Origin of the sequence: Fontimonas thermophila (assembly GCF_900113085.1) — a bacterium.
GTDB lineage: Bacteria > Pseudomonadota > Gammaproteobacteria > Nevskiales > Nevskiaceae > Solimonas > Solimonas thermophila.
Genome location: NZ_FOOC01000004.1, coordinates 21,333 through 42,343 on the forward strand (window position 1 = coordinate 21,333; position 21,011 = coordinate 42,343).

19 protein-coding genes are annotated in these 21,011 nt (G+C 59.5%); all 19 read left to right on the plus strand.

Going from position 1 to position 21,011, the window contains the following annotated elements:
- The first annotated feature begins 2 nt into the window (after nt 1–2).
- Nucleotides 3–1,325, plus strand: a complete 1,323-nt coding sequence (locus BMZ48_RS04885; RefSeq protein ID WP_091532521.1) for a UDP-glucose dehydrogenase family protein — start codon at nt 3–5, stop codon at nt 1,323–1,325.
- 126 nt (nt 1,326–1,451) lie between these two features.
- Nucleotides 1,452–1,790: a preprotein translocase subunit YajC gene (gene yajC / locus BMZ48_RS04890; RefSeq protein WP_200769528.1), complete on the plus strand. Its 339-nt coding sequence runs from the start codon at nt 1,452–1,454 to the stop codon at nt 1,788–1,790.
- Nucleotides 1,791–1,901: 111 nt separating this feature from the next.
- On the plus strand, nt 1,902–3,755 hold the full coding sequence (secD, locus tag BMZ48_RS04895; protein ID WP_091532523.1) for a protein translocase subunit SecD: 1,854 nt from the start codon (nt 1,902–1,904) through the stop codon (nt 3,753–3,755).
- A 133-nt stretch (nt 3,756–3,888) separates the two neighbouring features.
- The gene (secF, locus tag BMZ48_RS04900) at nt 3,889–4,782 is read left to right on the plus strand and encodes a protein translocase subunit SecF (RefSeq protein WP_234981525.1); all 894 of its coding nucleotides are present in this window, start codon (nt 3,889–3,891) and stop codon (nt 4,780–4,782) included.
- Between the two features lie 582 nt (nt 4,783–5,364).
- Nucleotides 5,365–6,432, plus strand: coding sequence for a glycosyltransferase family 4 protein (locus BMZ48_RS04905; protein ID WP_091532527.1), 1,068 nt, complete (start codon nt 5,365–5,367; stop codon nt 6,430–6,432).
- Nucleotides 6,433–6,616: 184 nt separating this feature from the next.
- Nucleotides 6,617–7,639: an NAD-dependent epimerase gene (locus BMZ48_RS04910; RefSeq protein ID WP_091532529.1), complete on the plus strand. Its 1,023-nt coding sequence runs from the start codon at nt 6,617–6,619 to the stop codon at nt 7,637–7,639.
- Between the two features lie 3 nt (nt 7,640–7,642).
- A complete protein-coding gene (gene tviB / locus BMZ48_RS04915; RefSeq protein WP_091532532.1) occupies nt 7,643–8,920 on the plus strand; it encodes a Vi polysaccharide biosynthesis UDP-N-acetylglucosamine C-6 dehydrogenase TviB in 1,278 nt (425 codons plus the stop codon).
- A 4-nt stretch (nt 8,921–8,924) separates the two neighbouring features.
- Nucleotides 8,925–9,797, plus strand: a complete 873-nt coding sequence (gene rfbA, locus BMZ48_RS04920; protein WP_091532534.1) for a glucose-1-phosphate thymidylyltransferase RfbA — start codon at nt 8,925–8,927, stop codon at nt 9,795–9,797.
- Nucleotides 9,798–9,822: 25 nt separating this feature from the next.
- Nucleotides 9,823–10,602, plus strand: a complete 780-nt coding sequence (locus BMZ48_RS04925) for a DapH/DapD/GlmU-related protein (RefSeq protein ID WP_091532536.1) — start codon at nt 9,823–9,825, stop codon at nt 10,600–10,602.
- The gene (locus BMZ48_RS04930) at nt 10,574–11,002 is read left to right on the plus strand and encodes a sugar 3,4-ketoisomerase (RefSeq protein WP_091532538.1); all 429 of its coding nucleotides are present in this window, start codon (nt 10,574–10,576) and stop codon (nt 11,000–11,002) included. The genes BMZ48_RS04925 and BMZ48_RS04930 overlap by 29 nt, the downstream gene beginning before the upstream one ends.
- Complete coding sequence (locus tag BMZ48_RS04935) at nt 10,999–12,093, plus strand: DegT/DnrJ/EryC1/StrS family aminotransferase (protein ID WP_091532540.1); 1,095 nt, start codon at nt 10,999–11,001, stop codon at nt 12,091–12,093. The genes BMZ48_RS04930 and BMZ48_RS04935 overlap by 4 nt, the downstream gene beginning before the upstream one ends.
- Nucleotides 12,090–13,604, plus strand: coding sequence for an O-antigen translocase (locus BMZ48_RS04940; RefSeq protein WP_091532542.1), 1,515 nt, complete (start codon nt 12,090–12,092; stop codon nt 13,602–13,604). Before BMZ48_RS04935 ends, BMZ48_RS04940 begins: the two co-directional genes overlap by 4 nt.
- Nucleotides 13,586–14,656 (plus strand): glycosyltransferase family 2 protein, encoded by a 1,071-nt coding sequence (locus BMZ48_RS04945; protein WP_091532543.1) that lies wholly within the window; start codon nt 13,586–13,588, stop codon nt 14,654–14,656. Before BMZ48_RS04940 ends, BMZ48_RS04945 begins: the two co-directional genes overlap by 19 nt.
- A 30-nt stretch (nt 14,657–14,686) precedes the next feature.
- The gene (locus tag BMZ48_RS12875; RefSeq protein WP_234981526.1) at nt 14,687–15,190 is read left to right on the plus strand and encodes a class I SAM-dependent methyltransferase; all 504 of its coding nucleotides are present in this window, start codon (nt 14,687–14,689) and stop codon (nt 15,188–15,190) included.
- Complete coding sequence (locus BMZ48_RS04950; protein ID WP_159431088.1) at nt 15,180–15,557, plus strand: FkbM family methyltransferase; 378 nt, start codon at nt 15,180–15,182, stop codon at nt 15,555–15,557. Before BMZ48_RS12875 ends, BMZ48_RS04950 begins: the two co-directional genes overlap by 11 nt.
- On the plus strand, nt 15,547–16,641 hold the full coding sequence (locus BMZ48_RS04955) for a glycosyltransferase (protein ID WP_268762365.1): 1,095 nt from the start codon (nt 15,547–15,549) through the stop codon (nt 16,639–16,641). Before BMZ48_RS04950 ends, BMZ48_RS04955 begins: the two co-directional genes overlap by 11 nt.
- Entirely contained in the window at nt 16,638–17,831 is a 1,194-nt protein-coding gene (locus tag BMZ48_RS04960) for a glycosyltransferase (protein WP_091532548.1), read from the plus strand. The genes BMZ48_RS04955 and BMZ48_RS04960 overlap by 4 nt, the downstream gene beginning before the upstream one ends.
- 19 nt (nt 17,832–17,850) lie before the next feature.
- Nucleotides 17,851–19,869 carry an asparagine synthase (glutamine-hydrolyzing) gene (asnB, locus tag BMZ48_RS04965; protein ID WP_091532549.1) on the plus strand — a complete coding sequence of 673 codons (2,019 nt, stop codon included), beginning with the start codon at nt 17,851–17,853 and terminating at the stop codon, nt 19,867–19,869.
- On the plus strand, nt 19,835–20,908 hold the full coding sequence (locus BMZ48_RS04970) for a glycosyltransferase family 4 protein (protein ID WP_091532551.1): 1,074 nt from the start codon (nt 19,835–19,837) through the stop codon (nt 20,906–20,908). The genes asnB and BMZ48_RS04970 overlap by 35 nt, the downstream gene beginning before the upstream one ends.
- The last annotated feature ends 103 nt before the right edge of the window (nt 20,909–21,011 follow it).

Here is a 21,011-nt window from a genome sequence, read left to right on the forward strand (position 1 = left end):
TCATGAAAATCACGGTTTTCGGTTCTGGTTACGTCGGCCTCGTCACGGGGGTTTGTCTTGCCGATGCAGGCAATCACGTGCTGTGTGTGGACGTGGATGCCGAGCGCATTGCCACCCTCGAGGTCGGCCGCTGTCCCTTCTATGAGCCCGGTGTGGAGGACTTGCTCGCACGCAACGCGCGCGCCGGCCGCATGCGTTTCACCACCGATCCTGCCGCCGGCGTGGAGCACGGCGAGATTCTCTTCATCGCCGTCGGCACGCCGCCGCAGGAGGATGGATCGGCGGATTTGCAGTACGTGCTGGCCGTGGCGCGAACCATCGGGCAGCACATGCGCGATTACCGCGTGATCTGCACCAAATCCACGGTGCCGGTGGGTACGTCGCGCAAGGTCCGCGAAACGGTCGCATCGGCGCTCGCAGCGCGCGGCGTCGTGGTGGATTTCGACGTCGTCTCCAATCCGGAGTTTCTCAAGGAGGGTGCGGCGGTCGAAGACTTCATGCGTCCGGACCGCATCATCGTTGGCACTGACAGCGCCCGTGCACTGCATCTGATGCGCGCGCTCTACGCGCCGTTCAACCGCAACCACGACCGCCTGATGGCGATGGATGTCGAATCCGCCGAGCTGACCAAGTACGCAGCCAACGCGATGCTCGCCACGCGGATCAGTTTCATGAACGAGCTCGCGCTGCTCGCCGAGAAGGTGGGTGCGGACATCGAGGCCGTGCGCCGCGGCATCGGGTCCGATCCGCGCATTGGTTATCAGTTCCTGTACGCCGGCTGTGGCTACGGCGGATCCTGTTTTCCCAAGGACGTCAAGGCCCTGATCCACACCGGCGCAGAGCAGGGGGTGACGCTGGGCATTCTCAAGGCGGTCGAGCAGGCCAACGCGCATCAAAAGACGCTGCTCTTTACGCGCATCAAGGCCCATCTCGGCAGCGTGCGCGGCAAGACCATCGCGCTCTGGGGGCTGGCATTCAAACCCAACACCGACGACATGCGCGAAGCGCCGAGCCGCGTGCTGATGGAGGCGTTGTGGGCGGAAGGCGCAACCGTGCACGCCTACGATCCGATTGCGATGGAGGCCACGCGCAGGCTTTACGGCCCGCGGCCGGACCTCATCCTCGCCGATAGTGCAGAGGCGGCTTGTGAGGGTGCCGATGCCCTCGTCCTTGTCACCGAATGGGCGCAATTCCGCAGTCCAGATTTCGCCGCGATCAAGGCCCGCATGCGCAACCCGGCAATTTTTGACGGCCGCAATCTCTACGATCCGGGAACGCTGCGTGCGCTCGGATTCCACTATCAGGGTATTGGCCGCAAGGGTTGAACCGCGCCGAACCCGGCACCGGGGGATCGCCGATGCCCGGGGCCCGAGTGTGTGCCGGCACGCGGCGGTGGCCGGGTGCGTGGCATAATTCGCGCCTTCGCAAACAGCCTCGTTTCCTGAAACCTCATGACCGTGCTCGACATCTTGATCAGCCCCGCCTATGCCCAGGCTGCGACCCCGCAGCAGCCCAGTGTGCTGATGCAATTCCTGCCGCTCATTCTGCTGGTGATCGTGTTTTACTTTCTGCTGATCCGCCCGCAGATGAAGCGCAACCGCGAACACCGCGAGATGCTCAGCAAGATCGCCAAGGGAGACGAGGTGGTCACCGCCGGTGGCATCGCCGGCAAGGTCGTCGGGATCGGCGAGGCCTATGTGTCGATCGAAGTCGCCGACAACGTCGCCATCAAAGTGCAGAAGGGTTCGATCAGCAGCGTGTTGCCCAAAGGCACGCTCAAGACGCTTTGATGGCCGTCATCCACCACCACCGGCGGATACGGACTGCCTGGTGTAGCCTGCGATCCTCGTTGTGAACGACCGCGGACTCGCCAACGGCTCGCAGCCACGCCATTCGTTTCCATGAAACCATACGCCACCTGGAAATACGTCGTTCTCGTCCTCGCGATCGTATTCGGCGCGCTGTACGCCGCGCCCAACCTCTACGGGGACGATCCTTCGGTCCAGATCTCGCAGGAGAACGGCGAGCCCTTGCCCGAGGGTTTTGGCGAACGGGTGCAGGCGGTGCTCAACGCCGAACAGCTCGTGCCGCTGGCCAGCGGCATCGAGGATCGGCACTGGGTCGTGCGCTTCGCCGATACCGGTGCCCAGCTCAAGGCTGCCGATGCGCTCAAGCGCGAGCTCGGTCGTGGTTATGTCGTCGCCCTCCATCTCGCGTCCAAGACCCCGGCATGGCTGCGCGCGATTGGCGCACGGCCAATGAACCTGGGCCTGGATCTGCGCGGTGGCGTCCATTTCCTGCTCGAGGTGGATGTGGATGACGTGCGCACTCGCGCCATCGAGCGCATCGTCAACGAGGTGCCCGCTTTGCTGCGCAAGGAGGGTATCCGTTACACCGGCCGCCGCGTGCTTGCCGAAGCGGCACAGCTGGATTTTCCGGATCAAGAACGGCTGGAGGCCGCGCACCGCGCCATCGCCGAAGCATTCCGCGAATACGATCTGATCACACCGCCGGATGCACCGCTGTCGCTGCAGGTGCGCCTGTCCGAAGCCGAGGCCAAGCGCATCGTCGATTTTGCGGTACAACAAAACCTGCAGACGCTGCGCAACCGCGTCAACCAGCTCGGTGTGGCCGAGCCGGTTGTCCAGCGCCAGGGCGCCAACCGCATCGTCGTGCAGTTGCCGGGTGTGCAGGACACGACACGCGTCAAAGATTTACTCGGCGCCACGGCAACCCTCGAATACCGCGCCGTGGCCGAGGAAGATCCCTACGCGGCGGCCAGCACCGGCATCGTGCCGCCGGGTACCGAACTGTTCTATACCCGCGGCGATCGTCGCCCGGTGCTGCTCAAGCGCGAAGTCATCGCTGGCGGTGACAATCTCGTCGATGCCGCTGCCACCGTCGACGAGAACGGTGGTCCTGCGGTCAGCGTCACGCTCGATGGCGCCGGCGCCAAGCGCATGTTCGCATTCACCGAGAAAAACGTCGGCAAGCCGATGGCGGTGCTGTTCAAGGAGCGTGAGGTCGTCACCAACTACAACGCCAAGGGCGAGCCGATCCGCGAGCACCGGCAGGTCGAAGAGGTGATTTCCATTGCCACCATCCGCGGCGTCTTTGGCAAGCGTTTCCAGACCACGGGTCTGACCAGCAAGGAAGCTCATGACCTGGCGTTGCTGCTCAAGGCCGGTGCGCTCGCAGCGCCGGTGGAGATCGTCGAAGAGCGCACCGTCGGGCCGAGCCTGGGCGCCGACAATATCCAGCAGGGTTTCTCCGCCGCCGTGCTGGGGCTTGCCCTGGTCGTGATCTTCATGGCCGTGTATTACCGAGTGTTCGGTCTGTTTGCGATCGCCGCGCTGCTGCTCAATCTGATCTTGCTCGTGGCGATCCTATCGGTTATGCAGGCCACGCTGACCATGCCGGGCATCGTCGGTATCGTGTTGCACATGGGTATCGCAGTGGACGCCAATGTGCTCATCTACGAGCGCATCCGCGAGGAGCTACGCGCCGGCACCAAGCCGCATGCCGCGATCGAGGCGGGTTATGACCGCGCTTTCCTCACGATTGCCGATGCCAACATCACCGGCCTGATTGCCACCATCGTGCTCTTCGCACTGGGTGAAGGGCCCATCAAGGGGTTTGCCATCACGCTGGCGATCGGCATCATCACCTCGCAGTTCACCGCCATCGTCGGTAGCCGCGCGCTGGCCCAGTTGATCTTCGCCAAGCGGCCGCTCAAGGACGTTCCGGTATGGTGAGCCTCCGTACCGATCAGGCCGGGCGCCTGGATTCGCGGCGGATATCGATTCCGAGCGCTGCCAAGGTCGAGGGTGTTCATTTCCAACGGAAGATGCCATGAAGTTCTTTGCCCGCGTTCCCAATATCAATTTCATGGCGCAGCGCAAGCTTGGGCTTGCCGTCTCGGCCGTGCTAACGGTGGCGGCGATCCTGCTGGTTGCGATCCGCGGACTCAATCTGGGGATCGACTTCACCGGCGGCGTGCTCGTGGAAGTGGAATACCCGCAGAGCGTCGAGCTCGATACGGTGCGCCGCCATCTCGCCGAAGCCGGCTATGAGCGGGCGGTGGTTCAGTACTTCGGCTCGACCACCGCAGTGCTGATCCGCCTGCCGCCTGCCGAGAACGCGTCCTCCGCCCAGGTGAGCACCAACATCCTGCGGGCGCTGCATGCCGAGGAGAGCGGCATCTCGCTGCGGCGCATCGAGTTCGTCGGCCCGCAGGTTGGGGAAGAGCTGGCGGAGAAGGGCGGCCTTGCGTTGCTGTTCGCCTTCATCGGCATCATGGTGTACATCGCCTTCCGCTTCGAATGGAAATTCTCGGTCGGTGCGATCGCGGCGCTGGTCCACGATGCGGTGATGGTGCTCGGCTATCTGGCGCTGCTGCAAGTCGAATTCGACATCACCACGCTGGCGGCGATCCTGGCGCTGATCGGCTATTCCAACAACGAAACCATCGTCATCTTCGACCGCGTCCGCGAGAACCTCATTCATCAGCGCCGAACCGATATCCTGGACGTCATCAATCTGTCGGTGAACCAGACCCTGCTTCGTTCAGTGATCACCCACCTGACCACCCTGCTGGTGCTGTTCGCGCTGCTGCTGCTGGGTGGGCCGAGCGTGCACAGCTTCTCGGTCGCGCTGATTTTTGGCGTGATCGTCGCGACCTACTCCTCGATCTACATATCCACCAACCTGGCCGTGGCCCTCGGTGTCTCCCGCGAGGACTTGCTACCGCCGGAAGACAAGGAACTCGGCGCGACGCTTTGAACCGTCGCCATGTAGGCGTCAGCTGACAAGGCGTGCTGGCAAGTCATGCCCAGCGCGCATCGCGACTCTAAAGACGCCTGCGCCTGTGAACTGGCGCACGCCCGTGCACTTTGATCCGGCCTATAATCAATCGCATACAAAAGGTAGGGGGTGTAGAGTGCACTGCAACGTGCTTGAAATGCCTTTCAGGTACCCTGGGGTCGGCCAAGTCTTGAGCGCAAGGCTGTAAACGGGAACCACTGCCTGGATCACTGCCCAGAGGTCCTCGGGTGTTTGAGTGGATACCCAATAAGGCACTTGCGCATCCTTCCGGGGGCACGGGGCATGGCTCGCGGCATCACGGCGGTTGATAGTCAGGCTGCGCTGCTGATGGGTACATGAGCTTGTTGGTGTCAGCCCCTATTTGCCCTTATCTATGTTCGATTTAGACCGGCGATATCGAAGTTTCGGAGAGGTTGGACAGCGAAGTGGCGATTCCGACACAGGGCCGATTCCCCGTTCCGCTAGCAGGTTTGTGCGGGATGTGCTGAACGGCCCAGATTCTCTGGGAGCCATGGTGGTCCTCTGTGAGTGAGGTGTGATATGCCAGAGAGTCTTTCTGTTTTTCTGATCGGATTGATCATCGCGGGCATCCTGGCGCCAATTGTGCTTTTACTGTCCCCGCGTCTGGGGCTGGTTGACCATCCCGGGGGGCGCAAACGGCATTGCGCCCCAACCCCGCTTGTCGGAGGTTTGCTCATTTACGCAGCGCTGTGGGCTCTGCCAGTAACGGGCAGGATGTCTGTACAGGTGTTCGCACTGCTTACTCTGGCTACTGTGACGGTGGTGGTGGGGTGTCTCGATGACCGCCGTGAGCTCAACGCCAAACTGCGTTTGCTCGTACAGGCAGTGCTGGGACTCTTGATGGCGCTCTGGGCTGGGGTTGTGCTGGACAATTTCGGCGACCTGCTGGGTACGGGTCCGTTGCACTTGGGGTTGTGGATTGCTCTGCCGATGACCGTTTTTGCGGTCGCCGCGGCGCAAAACGCTTACAACATGGTGGACGGCATCGATGGGCTTGCGGGCGGGCTGGCCGCCATCCCCATCGCATTCGTGACTGGTCTGGCCTGGTTTGCTGGAGAGGCTCCGCTGTTCGAGCTGTGTCTGGCGGCGGGGGCAGGGCTTTGCGTGTTTTTGGTCATGAACTATCCCTTGCCCGGTCGGAAAAAAGCGCTCACATTCCTTGGCGACAACGGCTCTACACTCATTGGACTGCTCATCGCCTGGATCGTCATCGCGGCCGCTCAGGCGGGGTTGTTCCGGCCTGTTTTTGCGCTCTACCTGCTGGCCCTCCCTCTGCTTGATGGAGCCGGGGTCATGTGGCGTCGTGTTTCCAGAGGCGTTCACCTGTTCACTCCGGGACGCGATCACCTTCACCATATTCTGACCGATAGCGGGTTGCGCGACCGGTATGTGACCTATTTTTTGACGGTTCTTGCTTTGCTTATCGCTGGATTCGGTTGGCTGATGGAGCGGGCAGGGGTGCCAGAGCTGCTCATGTTCGTTCTGTTTCTCGTCATGCTGATGCTCAGTGTGATGCTGCCCGTCAACGCGATACAGATAAGGGGGCTATTCAAAGCCAGACTCCCTGGACATCTTTCCGAGCACTGATGCTTGCCCGGTCAGGCTGGGGTTGGCCCACCAAAGTTTTCTAGTGTGCAAGCGGGGGATGCCCAGGGGAGTCCTTGCGGCTCGCCGCCCGACTGCAGCATAAGTGCGCGGGCAAAAACGGTCCGCTGGCGAGGCGGCGTGGTCCCGCCGCTTGGTTTCAAAGACTGACTAAAGCATTGATCAAATGAAGATTCTCGTCACCGGCGCTGCCGGTTTCATTGGTTTTCACGTGACCCAGGCGTTGCTGCGTCGCGGCGATGACGTAGTGGGTTTTGATGTCGTCAATACTTATTACGATCCAGCCATCAAGGAAGCGCGTTTACGCGAGCTGGAGAAAGCGGCTGCTGCAACCGGCAGTCGTTTCCAGTTCATCCGGGCCAATCTCGCCGATGGCCAGGCGGTCAATGCCTGCTTTCAGGCACACCGCTTCGATCGGGTGATTCATCTGGCTGCCCAGGCGGGCGTGCGTTACTCGCTCGTCAACCCGCATGCGTATGTCGAGAGCAACCTCACCGGCTTCACCAACATTCTTGAAGCCTGCCGCCACGCCGCCGTGCCCCACCTGACCTACGCCAGCACCAGCAGCGTGTACGGCGCCAACACCGCCATGCCGTTTTCCGAACACATGGCCACGGTGCATCCCTTGCAGTTCTACGCCGCCACCAAGCGCGCCAACGAACTGATGGCCCATGCTTATAGCCATCTGTTCCGTCTGCCGACCACGGGCTTGCGCTTTTTCACGGTCTATGGCCCCTGGGGTCGGCCGGATATGGCCTTGTTTCTTTTCACCAAGAACATTCTGGAGGGCAAACCCATCCAGGTTTTCAATTACGGCAACCACACCCGCGATTTCACGTATATCGACGACATCGTCGAGGGTGTGATCCGCGCCTCGGATCAGATTGCCCAGCCCAACCCAGACTGGGATGGCCGAGACCCCGATCCCGCCACCAGCCATGCGCCCTGGCGGATTTTCAACATCGGTAACAATGCCCCGGTCAAGCTCACCGAGTACATCGCCGCGCTGGAAGAATGCCTGGGCAAAAAGGCGCAGATGGAACTCTTGCCGCTGCAGGCGGGTGACGTGCCCGATACTTTTGCTGACGTGTCCGAACTCGAGCGCGCCGTCGCCTACAGGCCCGGCACGCCGGTGCGCGTGGGGGTGGCGCGCTTCGTCGAGTGGTATCGCCAGTATTACCGGGTTTAAGCCATGAGCGCCCGCCATCACAAAATCGCCATCATCGGGCTGGGCTATGTTGGCCTGCCCCTCGCCGTGGAATTTGGCAAGCGTTACGACGTTCTCGGTTTTGATATCCGCAAAGCCCGGATCGACGAGCTGCGGCAAGGTCATGACCACACCCTGGAAGTTGAGCCGCAGGCGCTCGTCGCCGCCCGTTACCTGCGCTATTCCAGCGATCCCAAGGATCTTGCCGACCGTAATCTCTACATCGTCACCGTTCCGACCCCGGTCGATGTTTACCGGCGGCCGGATCTGACCCCATTGATGCGTGCCTCGGAGACCGTCGGCCGGGTGCTCAAAAAGGGTGACATCGTCATCTACGAATCCACGGTCTATCCCGGCTGCACAGAGGAAGACTGTGTGCCGATTCTGGAACGATTCTCTGGGCTCAAGTTCAACCGGGATTTCTTCTGCGGCTATAGTCCGGAGCGCATCAATCCTGGGGACAAGGAACACCGCTTGACCACCATCAAGAAGGTAACCAGCGGCTCCACGCCCGAAGTGGCGGACATCGTCGATGCGCTCTACGCCAGCATCGTCACCGCAGGCACGCACAAGGCGCCCAGCATCAAGGTCGCCGAGGCTGCCAAGGTCATCGAAAACACCCAGCGCGATCTCAACATCGCACTCATGAACGAGCTCGCGCTCATCTTCCACAAACTCGGAATCGACACGCTGGACGTGCTCGAGGCGGCCGGCACCAAATGGAATTTCCTGCCCTTTCGTCCTGGACTTGTGGGCGGGCACTGCATCGGAGTGGACCCTTACTACCTCACCCACAAGGCGCAGCAGGTTGGCTATCACCCGGAAGTTATCCTGGCCGGGCGCCGCATCAACGACAGCATGGGCGAGGAGGTGGCCGGGCGTGTCATCAAACTCATGCTGCAAAAGGGGCACGCCGTCAGTGGTGCGCGCGTGCTGGTGCTGGGCCTCACCTTCAAAGAGAACTGCCCGGATATCCGCAACACCAAGGTCGTGGATATCATCGCCGCGTTGCGGGATTACACCGTGCAGGTGGATGTGTATGATCCCTGGGTCGATGCCGCCGAGGCCCGTCATGAATACGGCCTTGAATGTCTCACCGAACTGCCTGCCGACCAGCGCTACACGGCGGTTGTTCTGGCCGTGAGCCATAGGCAGTTCCGCGAGCTGGACGCATCCGTGCTCGCCAGTCTGCTCAAGCCCCAGGGTGTAGTGTTTGATGTCAAAGGGGTATTACCACGCACACTCTGCGATGGGCGCTTGTAAATCCATGCGTAAAGGCATCGTGCTCGCCGGTGGCTCTGGTACCCGGCTGTATCCCATCACGCTGGCGGTGTCCAAGCAGCTCCTGCCGGTCTACGATAAACCGATGGTGTACTACCCACTAGGCGTGCTGATGCTGGCTGGCATCCGGCAGGTGTTGATCATCACTACCCCGCACGAGCAAGCCCTGTTCCAGCGCCTGCTGGGCGACGGCCGCCAGTGGGGCATGCACATCGAATACGCCGTACAGCCCCGCCCGGACGGGCTCGCGCAGGCGCTGCTGATCGGCCGCGAGTTCCTGGCAGGTGCGCCCTGCTGCCTGGTGCTGGGCGACAACATCTTCCATGGCCGGGGCCTGACCGAACTGCTGCGCCGCGCCGATGCCCGTATCGAGGGCGCCACCGTGTTCGGCTACCGGGTGCGCGACCCGCAGCGCTACGGCGTGGCCGAGTTCGATGCGCAGGGGCGGGTGATCGGGCTGGAGGAAAAACCGGCGCAGCCGAAATCCCACTACGCCGTCACCGGCCTGTATTTCTACGACGCGCGCGCCAGCGATTTCGCAGCGCAATTGAAACCGTCGGCGCGCGGCGAGCTGGAAATCACCGACCTCAACCGCCGCTATCTTGAAGACGGCAGCCTGCACCTGGAGACCCTCGGTCGCGGCTTTGCCTGGCTGGATACTGGCACCCACGAATCGCTGGTGGAGGCGGCGGCGTACATGGAAACCATCGAGAAGCGCCAGGGCCTGCGCGTGTGCTGCCCGGAGGAGATCGCCTGGCGCAACGGCTGGATCGACGATGCCGCCCTGCGCGAACTGGCGCGGCCGCTGGGGAAGAGTGGGTATGGGGAGTATTTGCTGGGGTTGCTTGGGGGTAAATAAACATACGGTTTTTGGGGAGGGGGATATGAAAAACTTTGAAGGCATTCATCCGACGGCGCTAATCGGCGATGGGGTGATGCTTGGTAGAAATGTCACCGTGGGTCCGCATACGGTCATTTATGACAATGTCTACATCGGTGACGACAGTGTGATAGGGGCTCATGTAATTCTTGGGGAGCCTTGCGCCGACTTTTACGGTGCCGATGCAAATTACTCAAATCGGATTCTTGAGATTGGGAGCGGGGCGCGCATCAGGTCGGGGTCGGTACTGTATGCGGGAAGTAGTTTTGGTGATGGGTTGGAGACAGGGCATCGCGTCACCATTCGTGAAGGTACCCGTGCGGGAAAAAATTTTCGCGTCGGCACGCTTTCTGATATTCAGGGTCATTGTCATATCGGCGATTATGTTCGCTTACATAGTAATGTTCACGTTGGGCATAAGAGCCGAATAGGCAACTTTGTCTGGATATTCCCTTATGTTGTGCTGACGAATGATCCGCATCCGCCATCAGAGTTTCAGGTTGGAGTCAATATTGAAGATTTTGCAGTTATTGCCACCATGTCTGTCATTCTGCCTGGGGTGAGCATTGGAAAAGACGCGTTGGTTGGCGCTGGTTCTGTCGTCAATCGTAATGTCGAGGCTGAGAGTGTGGTCGTAGGTAATCCTGCAAAAAAAGTAGCGACCGTGCGCGACATAAAATCGAAAAAAGACGGGGGGAGCGTGTATCCCTGGCGCTACCACTTTGACCGTGGGATGCCGTGGCAAGGGATTGGCTATGATGCATGGGTTCAAAAAAATGCCTAGAGCGCAATTGATTGATTTGCCAAAAGTAATTGATGTGCGTGGCAATCTGGTGTTTGGTGAATTCGGTCGGAATATTCCTTTCGAGGTTCGGCGTTATTTCTTAATTTACCAAGTTCCTTTGGTGGAGGTGCGTGGCGAACATGCACACAAGACGTGTCATGAGTTTCTCGTTTGTGTTCGGGGAAGGATATCTGTGATTGGCGATGACGGCTTTTCTCGCCAAGAGCATGTGTTAGATCGTCCGGATGTCGGTTTCTATATGCCACCCATGACGTGGGGCGTTCAGCACAAATATTCGCCGGATGCCGCGCTGCTAGTGTTCGCCTCGCATTACTACGATCCGGATGACTACATCCGGGATTACGACGAGTTCCTGAGACTGGTGCGGGGTGAGCAGTGATTCCGTTTCTTGATTTGAAAGCGCCGCATCAAGAGTTGCAGTCGGAACTGGATGAGGTATGGGCGCGGGTTCGGGATTCCGGCTGGTACATCCTCGGCCCCGAGGTTGATGCTTTCGAGCGGGAATATGCGGCCTATTGCGGCGCCCAGCATTGCGTGGGGGTTGCCAACGGTCTGGATGCGCTGGTTCTGGCCCTGCGGGCGCTGGGCGTGGGGCCAGGGGACGAGGTGATTGTGCCGTCCAATACCTACATCGCCACCTGGCTCGCGGTGTCGGCCGTGGGTGCAACGCCGGTGCCGGTGGAGCCGGATGAGGCTACCTATGACATCGATCCGACGTTGATTTCGGCGGCGATCACGCCGCGCACCAGGGCCATTTTGCCAGTGCACCTCTACGGTCAACCCGCGGACCTGGATCCCATCCTGGCCTTGGCCAGAGCTCATGGCCTGGCGGTTGTAGAGGATGCCGCCCAGGCACACGGCGCGCGCTATAGGGGCCGGCGCATCGGCGCCCATGGCGATGTGGTCTGCTGGAGCTTTTACCCCGGCAAGAACCTGGGGGCGATGGGCGATGCCGGCGCCATCACCACAAACCGTGAAGACGTGGCTGATCGTATCCGTGTGCTGCGTAACTACGGCAGCCGGGTGAAATACGTCAACGAAGTGCAGGGCGTAAACTCGCGGCTGGATCCGCTGCAGGCGGCCATCCTGCGGGTCAAGCTCAAGCACCTGGATGCGTGGAACGAACGGCGGCAAGCGATTGCAGCTATTTATCAGTCCGAACTTGCCGGCACAGATCTTGTGCTGCCGCAGGTACCCGCCTGGGCCGAACCAGTGTGGCACCTGTATGTTGTGCGCACGCCCGTGCGCGACCAACTTCAGCAGGCGCTCACCGAGGCCGGCATCGGCACGCTCGTCCATTACCCCATCCCACCGCACCGCCAGGCAGCCTATGCCGCGCTGGGCCTTGGTGCGGGTAGCTTTCCACGGGCCGAGGCGATGGCCCAGCAGGTGCTGAGTCTGCCCATCGGGCCGCATTTGACTCAGGATCAGGCGGCGCAGGTGGTGGCTGCGGTCAAAGCCCAGCAATGACCAACCAGCCGCCCAGCTCTTACCGGACCATTCTGCGCTCGTCGTCGATCATTGGCGGGTCGCAGGCGGTCAACATCGCCGTTGGCCTCGCAAAGATGAAGGCCGTGGCGGTGCTCTTGGGGCCCGCTGGTGTGGGGCTTGCCGGGCTCTACGTCAGCTTGATCCAGACGGCCTCCTCCATCGCCGCGTTGGGGCTGGGCAACGTCGGTACGCGGCAGATTGCGGCGGCGCAGGCTTCGGGTGGCGCAATCGCTGTGGGGCGCACACGCCGCGCGCTGTTCTGGGGCACCTTGGCACTGGCGCTTATCGGTGCAGGGCTGTTCGCCCTCGCCAGCGGCACGATTGCGCGGCTGGTGCTTGACGATGCCAGCCGCCAAGTGGAAGTGGCCTGGTTATCTGTGGGAGTTGCGCTCACCGTGGCGGCAGGGTCACAGGCTGCACTGCTCAATGGCATGCGCCGCGTGGGCGATCTGGCGCGGATCAACGTCGCGTCAGGTGTCCTGGGGGCTGCGCTCGGCGTGCTGGCCGTCTGGCTCTGGGGAGCACAAGGGGTGGTGGGCATGGTGCTGGTGGCCCCAGCCGTCACCTTTCTGCTCGGGCATGTTTATGTTGCCCGGTTAGGGCTGCCAGCAGGGGCGCCTTCTCGACTTGCGGAATTGGCGCATGAGATCCGGGTGATGATCATGCTGGGCTTTGCCTTCATGCTCAGCGGGCTTGTGACCACGCTCGGCCATCTCGCGGTGCGTACGCTGGTGCAGCGCGAACTCGGGACCGAGGCACTGGGGCATTTCCAGGCGGCCTGGGCCATTGGCATGACCTATCTGGGCTTTGTCCTGGGGGCGATGGGGACGGACTACTATCCTCGCCTGACCGCAGCGATCGGTGACCCTGTCACCGCTACCCGCCTGGTCAATGAGCAGACGGAAGTGGCTTTGCTGCTGTGCGCGCCCGTTTTGCTGGCCATGCTCGGCTTGGCACCATGGGTGATTCGGATGCTTTACACCGCAGAGTTTGGTCCGGCAGTGGACATCCTGCGCTGGCAGTTGTTGGGTGACATTCTCAAAGTCATGAGCTGGCCGCTGGGTTTTGCCATTCTGGTCACGGGTGCCGGCAAGACCTTCGTGTTTACCGAGTCGGTTGGAATAGGGGTGTTCGTGCTGGGTGTGCCGCTGTTGATGCCGCTGATGGGCGTTGAAGCCACGGGGCTCGCGTTTCTGGCGATGTACATCGTTTATCTGCCCACCGTCTGGTGGTTCGGTGGCCGCAGGATTGGTTTTCGCTGGACCCGCGTGGTCAAGCGGCAGGCGCTGGCCGTGATCAGTGCCGCCGTGGTGGTGGACCTCACCGCGCGATGGTCCGACCTGGCCGGGGGGGTCCTGGGGCTCGTGCTGGCGACTGGCATGGGCCTGTGGGCACTCATGCGCCTCTCATCGAAAGCGGGTGTCGGCGGCGCACTGGGCCGGATCGGAGAGTTTGGAGAGCGATTGAAGCGATGGATCACCACGCCGTGATACGTACCTACGGTAATCCCAATCTGCCAGAGAGCACGCCGGAACGCCCCCTGGTGACCTTTGCCGTGTTTGCCTACAACCAGGAGAAATACATCCGCGAAGCGGTGGAGGGTGCCTTTGCCCAGACCTACAGCCCGCTGGAAATCATCCTGTCAGACGACTGCTCCAGCGATCGCACTTTCGAGATCATGGAACAGATGGCGCGGGAATACCGCGGGCCGCATCGGGTGGTGGTGAGGCGGGGTGAGGTTAATTTGGGGACAGCTGCCCATGTCAGCGCCGTCGCCAAGTTGTCGCACGGTAGTCTTATTATTGTCGCTGCTGGCGACGATATTTCAAAAGCACAGCGCTCGAGCGTTATTGTTGATCTGTGGTTGAGGCACGGAAGGCCGAGCTGTTGCATCCACAGCGGAGCCGTCTATTTTGAGGATGGCGGGAAAACACTCAAAATTGTTCCAGCGCGAACCGGCAATATGGACCAGACGGATTGCCGAAAGTGGTTATTGAAAAACGTGTTGCCATTTCTTTCTCCAACATGTGCGTACACTGCCAATCTATTTGCCGACTATCCACCGCTGATTGGTGGAAGCATCATTGAAGATGGTCCAATGGCACTTCGGTGTCTAGCCACTTCAAGGATGATATCGACAAATGAAGCATTGGTGAGTATCCGAAAGTCGCATAAAACTTCAGGTACTGGGTACTCAATCAGCGACCAAAAGCGATGGAACCTCCTCATTATGAGTCGAATTATTTCGTCTTTTAATAACTTGCGGGATGTGGAGATGACTACTCTTGATCCTGAGTTAAAAGTTCGCCTGAAGGCGGTCTACAAAAAGAAAATAAAGCGCCTTTCTCATTTCGCGCTTTCAGGAGAACGACCAGAAAATTACTTGGATAGGTTAAAGTTTTTATTTAAATACATAATCATGTATCCGACTTCTGCAGCCTTTCTAAATAGATGTATAGACGCAGCCAACGTCTCGGGGATTTTTGAAGCTAAATATTTTAATTTTGCTTCGTCATTGTTTAAAAAGCGTACTAATACATAATTGCAATGCTGTCTAAATTTTCAAGATATTATGATGAATAATGCCCGAAGATTTGTGCCGAGTGTCATTCGGCGTCCACTAGGAAGATTGCGTGCAGTCATCCGTCGCCTCGCCATTTGGCAGCGTGTACGTCGAGAATTGAGTGGTAAAACGCCTATAGATCAGGAAATTCTGAACGCGGCAATTAAGAACTCGTGGCAGACAGTTTGGAAAGACCTAGATCAGTGGCAGTTTCCAATGGTTAGCCAAAATTGCACGGTGGTAGCGAAAGGTGTCGGTGAGTTTCGCGTACGTGCGTGGTCTGACGATCTTTTTCATGCGCTTCCTGGGCAGGAACCTGCCGTCGAAGGCGCTATACGCTCGATACTACGTCCCGGGGATGTTTTCGTGGATGCGGGGGCAAACATCGGGTTCTACAGTATTCTTGCGAGCCGAATTGTTGGGACAGAAGGGAGAGTTATTTCAGTTGAAATGATGCCGCAAACCGCAACAATACTGCGGGAATATCAAGATAAATCAGCTTGTGAATATTGACATCGTTGAGGCGGCGCTATCTAATCAAGCAGGCGAAAAAGTGATTGCGTCTGTTTTGCCCGGTAAATTTGGGCAGGCTAGATTGGGAACAAATAGTGTTGGTGAACAAGTTGAGGTGGTTACCACAACGTTAGATGTATTGCTGTCAGATATAAAAAAGATCGCTCTGATGAAGCTTGATGTTGAAGGTAATGAAATTTTAGCTTTGTCAGGCGCTGGAAAGGCTCTTAGTAAAATTGATGTTGTCATATTTGAGGCTTGGAACCCACGGACTGATGCCACTAATTTTTTAATCGATCAGGGCTTTCAAATCAAGGCCCTTGATTCCATGAATAAAATAGCGATAAAAAATAAAAGTGCAAGCTGATATCGCTATATTTTTGCCTGATCTGCGTGGCGGTGGAGTCGAGCGTATGAGCCTCGTGCTCGCACACGAGTTTGCCCGTCGTGGACACGGTGTCGAATTTGTCCTGATGCGTGCTCAGGGGGAATTATTGCCCGAGGCACAGCGGGAATTTCCGGTTGTTGATCTTGGAGCGCCCCGAGTGCGCAATGTACTGCCAGCGCTTGTCCGTTATCTGCGCCAACGTCGCCCCAAGGCATTGCTCGTGGACATGTGGCCGCTGACGGTGATTGCTCCTGTGGCTACCCGCTTTGCGGGGTTTAATGGCAAAGTGGTGGTCAGTGAACACTGTGTTCTCACGCAACAGTACAGAACATGGGGTTTAGTCCACAACCTCGCACTTCAAGCGTCAGCCTTTTGGGGGTATCGTTTAGCGTCAGCCCGTGTCGGTGTTTCAGTGGGTGTATGTGCTGACATGGCCAAACTGTCCCGTCTGCCGCAGGATCAATTTACCGTTATCTACAATCCAGTTCGTCGACCTAGCCAACCACTGCCGGAGAAACTGAGAGAAGCAAATGCCCTTTGGGGTTCGTGTAAGAGGCGGATTCTTACCGTCGGCAACTTAAAAGAACAAAAAAACCACGCGCTCCTTTTGCGTGCTCTTGCAATTCTGAATGATCTCGATGCACGCCTGATGTTGGTCGGCTGTGGGCCATTGAAGGATGCGTTGCACCAACAGGCTCAAGAGCTAGGGATTGCCGATCGCGTTATCTTTGCTGGATTTCACGCTGATCCCTCCCCCTTTTACGCCACGGCAGACTTGTTTGTGCTCTCCTCCAGCTACGAAGGATTTGGCAACGTGATTGTCGAAGCTCTATCTTTTGGTTTACCCGTTGTCTCTACCGACTGCCCTTCAGGTCCTGCCGAAATCCTAGAAGACGGACGTTTTGGGCAGTTGGTACCAGTGGGGGATGCCGTTGCCCTTGCCCGTGGCATAGAAACCGCTCTCAACATGCCGGCAGACCGTGATGCCCTGATCCGCCGTGCGGCTGATTTTGACCCTGAAATTGCCGCTCAAAAGTATCTGGAGTTGTTAGGCTTGTCGTGATTCCCACGCTCTACCTTACCCGCAACGGCCTGCTCGAACCCTTGGGGCAAAGCCAGGTGCTGGCTTATCTGCGGGGGTTGTCGCGCGAGTACCACATTACACTGATCACCTACGAAAAAGAGGAGGACTGGCGGGACGCCGCGCGGATGTCCGCAGCACGCGAAGAATGCGAGCGGCTTGGTATCCGCTGGTTGCCGCAACGCTTTTGGCCACAGCCGAAGATTGTGGCCCCAGCACTGTCCATGCTGCGCATGGTCTGGCTGGCATGGCGCGCCGTGCGGGAGCAGCGTGTTCGCCTGATCCACGCGCGGTCCTATATTCCAGCAGCGGTGGGGTGGGTGCTCTCGCGGCTGACCGGCGTGCCCTTTATTTTCGACATGCGGGCGCTCTGGCCTGAAGAGCTCATTACTGCTGGGCGGCTGCGACGCGGGTCGCGGCTGCACCGGATCATCGTCGCCGCAGAACGCGTTTGCCTGCGTGACGCGGCGGCGGTGGTTTCCCTGACTCATGCCGCCGTGGACTACCTGCGCCACGTTTATCCCACCGAATTGGCCGGGCAGCGCGTGGCCGTGATTCCCACCTGCGTGGATCTGGATCGCTTCGCCATGCGTGAGGGAGATGCCGGTTTCCAGCCCCTGCACGGTTGTATTGGGACGCTCCTGAGTGGCTGGTTCAAGGTGGACTGGTTGGCTGCCTGGTGGGCCTATGTGGCCGAGCAGCAGCCCCAAGCGCGATTCGAGGTGATCACGCGGGATGATCCGCAGGCCGTGCGCGCAGCGCTCGATCCCAACCGCGTGCTCGGTGAGCGGCTCTCCATCCGCGCCTGCGCGCCAGCCGAAATGCCTGCGGCAATTAGGAAGCATGAGGTTTCTGCCATGTTTTACGCTGGCGGTCAACCCTCTGAGCTCGGGCGTTCACCCACCCGCATGGGCGAGGTACTCGCAACCGGCCAGCCCGTGGTGGCGAATGCAGGGGTGGGGGATGTCGCCAGCATCGTGCAAACTCATCGCGTGGGCGTGCTGCTGGAGGGTACACAGCCCCACCACTTGCAGGCGGCCTGGCAAGCCCTGTGCGCACTGATGCAGGAGCCAGATCTGCCGCAACGTTGCCGCGCGGCGGCAGAGGCGGTGTTTTCACTCCGCAGCGGCACAGCGGCTTATCGGGCACTTTATCAGGACATACTGCGTTGAAAATAAAAGGGGATCATCAGTGTGTGGCTTAACGGGGATCTGGGCGGCCGACGGCTGGCAAGATGATGCGCTGCGGAGCCTGGCTTTAGCCATGGCTGCCCGCCTGCAGATGCGTGGCCCAGATGCTGAGGGTGCTTGGGCTGAAGCAGGCGTGGCCTTGGGTCACCGGCGCTTATCCATCCTGGAGCTCAGCCCTGCAGGCGCGCAGCCCATGCACTCCGCTTGCGGACGCTACGTGATCGTTTTCAACGGGGAGATTTACAACCACCTGGATTTACGTCGTGCTTTACAAGCAGTGGGTGGCGCACCGGCTTGGCGTGGACATTCCGATACCGAAACCTTGCTGGCCGGCATCGCCTGCTGGGGGTTAGACGAAACCTTGCGCCGCAGCCGGGGCATGTTCGCCATCGCCCTGTGGGATCGCCAAGCCAAAATTCTGCAACTGGCGCGGGATCGCTTGGGAGAAAAGCCGCTCTACTGGGGGTGGTGCGGACAGCAGCTCGTGTTTGCTTCCGAGCTGAAAGCCTTACGTGCGCACCCTGATTTTAATGCTGGTGTTTGCCCGCAAGCTTTGATCCAGTACTTTCGCTTCAACTATGTACCAGCTCCGCGTAGCATCCACCCGGGCATCTACAAGCTGGAGCCTGGCACAATTTTGCAGGTATCGTCTGGCTGGCCAACGCTGCCCCCTGCGCAACCGCTGCGCCCAGATCAGAGTTATGGCTCTATCCACATCCGGCGCTACTGGTTTTTGAATGACGTGGTACAGGCCGGTCTGCGGCAGCAGATTGCAAGCGAGGCCGACGCGATCCAGCAACTGGAAAATACGCTGGCAGTATCGGTGCAAAGGCAGATGCTGGCCGATGTGCCTTTGGGCGCCTTTCTCTCCGGCGGAATCGACAGCTCTACTATCGTCGCCCTGATGCAGCGGCACAGCGTGAGGCCAGTCAAAACCTTCACGATCGGTTTTGATAGGCCTGGATACGATGAATCCGGCCATGCCGCAGCCGTCGCCAGGCACTTGGGTACCGATCACACGATGCTCAAGGTGACAGACACCGAGGCTCGAGAGGTAATTCCCGCGCTACCCAGGCTGTACGACGAACCCTTTGCCGATTCCTCGCAAATCCCGACTCATCTGGTTGCTCGGGTGGCACGGCAGCAGGTGACGGTTGCGCTCTCGGGTGATGGCGGCGATGAGCTTTTTGGTGGTTACAACCGCTATTTCTGGGGGACTCGTATCTGGCGCAAAGTTGCGTGGCTACCGCACCCTTTACGTATGGCAGTAGGGCATCTGCTGCAAAGCATTCCGGTTTCCGCATGGGACACCGCTGCCAAAATAGGTGCCGCACTCGGCGCAGAGCCCATCGTCCGTGCTGGTGACAAGGCTCACAAGCTGGGCGCAAGGCTTAGGACTGTAAAAGACCTCGATGGGCTTTATCGCAGCTTGGTCAGTGAGTGGACAAGACCTCCACAGTTACTGCAGCAGCAGACCACCGAGCCTGTCTCGTTGCTGGATGATCCCCTGCCCGAGGGTTTGGAATATGACGCTATTACCCGCATGATGGTGCAGGATCTACGGACCTACCTGCCCGATGACATTCTCTGCAAGGTGGATCGCGCCGCCATGGGGGTGAGCCTTGAGACCCGGGCGCCCTTTTTGGATGCCGATGTCGTGGAACTGGCGTTCCGCCTGCCACTGACGATGAAAATTCGGGCGGGTCAGGGCAAATGGGCGGTCCGGCAGGTGCTTTATCGATACGTACCCCGTGAGCTGATCGAGCGCCCCAAAATGGGTTTTGGCATTCCGGTTGGCGAGTGGCTGCGCGGACCTTTGCGGCCTTGGGCGGATGAGCTGCTCTCTCATGGCAACCTACAAAGAACCGGTTTACTGAATCCTGAGCCCATTCAGAAGGTCTGGGCCGAGCATCTGTCTGGCCGAAGGGATTGGACAACCCGGCTGTGGGGCGTGCTGATGTTTCAAGCCTGGTCAGGGAGCATTCGTGAAGATTTTGTTACTGCCGCGTTACAGCCGTAACGGCGCCTCGACCCGGCTGCGCTTTTTGCAGTATTTACCGATTTTGCGGGCGCAAGGCATCGAGGTCATTGAAGCGCCGTTTTTTGATGAGTGTTATCTGCACCGGTTGTACGCAGGCAGTCCGGCCTACGGCAGTGTCATCAGGGCGTTTTGTCGGCGTTTCTCGCGGTTGTTGACCGACTCTGGGGCAGATCTCATCTGGCTGGAAAAAGAGGCTTTACCATGGTTGCCGTGGTGGTTTGAGCGCAGATTGTTGCCACGTCATGTGCCCATCGTTTCGGATTACGACGACGCGGTCTTTCATCGCTACGATTTACACCGCAGCCGCTTTGTGCGCTGGCTGCTTGGTTCCAAAATCGGCGCGGTAATGGCAGCTTCCCGCCTGGTCATGGCGGGTAATCGTTATCTTGCCGACCATGCGATCAGAGCCGGGGCCCGACAGGTTGAAACCGTGCCAACCGTGGTGGATTTGGAGCATTACCGCTTCAAGCGCATCGCGGATGACGAAGGCCAGTTGCGCATCGGCTGGATCGGTACGCCCGGAACCTGGCGTGATTACATGACGCCGATGATGCCCTTGCTGATCGAGGTCGCCGGTGCCCATGGAGCCCGTTTGCGGGTGGTGGGCGCAGGCCCGGCCGCCGAGGCCCATCCGCTGCTGGAGCTTCGGCCCTGGTCCGAAGCCACCGAAGTGAGCGACATCCAGCAGATGGACATCGGGATCATGCCCCTCGACGATAGCCCATGGTCACGGGGCAAGTGTGGCTACAAGCTCATCCAATACATGGCCTGCGGCTTACCCGTGGTGGCTTCTCCTGTCGGGGTCAACTGCGAGATCGTCGAACATGGTGTGAATGGCTTTTTGGCTAGAACAGAAGCCGAGTGGCGAGAGGCTCTGTCCACCCTGCTGCGCGACGCCGATTTGCGCCGGCGAATGGGGCAGGCGGGGCGTAAAAAGGTGGAAACGCATTATTCTCTGCAAGTCTGGGGCCCGCGCGTTGCGCAGTTGTTGAGAAACGCAGCCTTGGGCGCTGGTTAAGGCCTTGAACCTGCTCATGTGGCCGTACTGGTTTTTGTTTCTGTTGCCGAGTTTTTCCGCAGCGATGTCGGCCACGCGGCCGCATGCCAAAGGTCGCTATGGG

What these genes read in the sequence shown, in the direction of transcription:
- BMZ48_RS04905 (WP_091532527.1), top strand. Translation starts at nt 5,365, where the DNA reads ATGCCAGAGAGTCTTTCTGTTTTTCTGATCGGATTGATCATCGCGGGC.
- BMZ48_RS04930 (WP_091532538.1), top strand. Translation starts at nt 10,574, where the DNA reads ATGATGCATGGGTTCAAAAAAATGCCTAGAGCGCAATTGATTGATTTG.
- rfbA (WP_091532534.1), top strand. Translation starts at nt 8,925, where the DNA reads ATGCGTAAAGGCATCGTGCTCGCCGGTGGCTCTGGTACCCGGCTGTAT.
- tviB (WP_091532532.1), top strand. Translation starts at nt 7,643, where the DNA reads ATGAGCGCCCGCCATCACAAAATCGCCATCATCGGGCTGGGCTATGTT.
- yajC (WP_200769528.1), top strand. Translation starts at nt 1,452, where the DNA reads ATGACCGTGCTCGACATCTTGATCAGCCCCGCCTATGCCCAGGCTGCG.
- BMZ48_RS12875 (WP_234981526.1), top strand. Translation starts at nt 14,687, where the DNA reads ATGATGAATAATGCCCGAAGATTTGTGCCGAGTGTCATTCGGCGTCCA.
- secD (WP_091532523.1), top strand. Translation starts at nt 1,902, where the DNA reads ATGAAACCATACGCCACCTGGAAATACGTCGTTCTCGTCCTCGCGATC.
- BMZ48_RS04945 (WP_091532543.1), top strand. Translation starts at nt 13,586, where the DNA reads ATGGATCACCACGCCGTGATACGTACCTACGGTAATCCCAATCTGCCA.
- BMZ48_RS04885 (WP_091532521.1), top strand. Translation starts at nt 3, where the DNA reads ATGAAAATCACGGTTTTCGGTTCTGGTTACGTCGGCCTCGTCACGGGG.
- BMZ48_RS04925 (WP_091532536.1), top strand. Translation starts at nt 9,823, where the DNA reads ATGAAAAACTTTGAAGGCATTCATCCGACGGCGCTAATCGGCGATGGG.
- secF (WP_234981525.1), top strand. Translation starts at nt 3,889, where the DNA reads ATGGCGCAGCGCAAGCTTGGGCTTGCCGTCTCGGCCGTGCTAACGGTG.
- BMZ48_RS04910 (WP_091532529.1), top strand. Translation starts at nt 6,617, where the DNA reads ATGAAGATTCTCGTCACCGGCGCTGCCGGTTTCATTGGTTTTCACGTG.
- BMZ48_RS04940 (WP_091532542.1), top strand. Translation starts at nt 12,090, where the DNA reads ATGACCAACCAGCCGCCCAGCTCTTACCGGACCATTCTGCGCTCGTCG.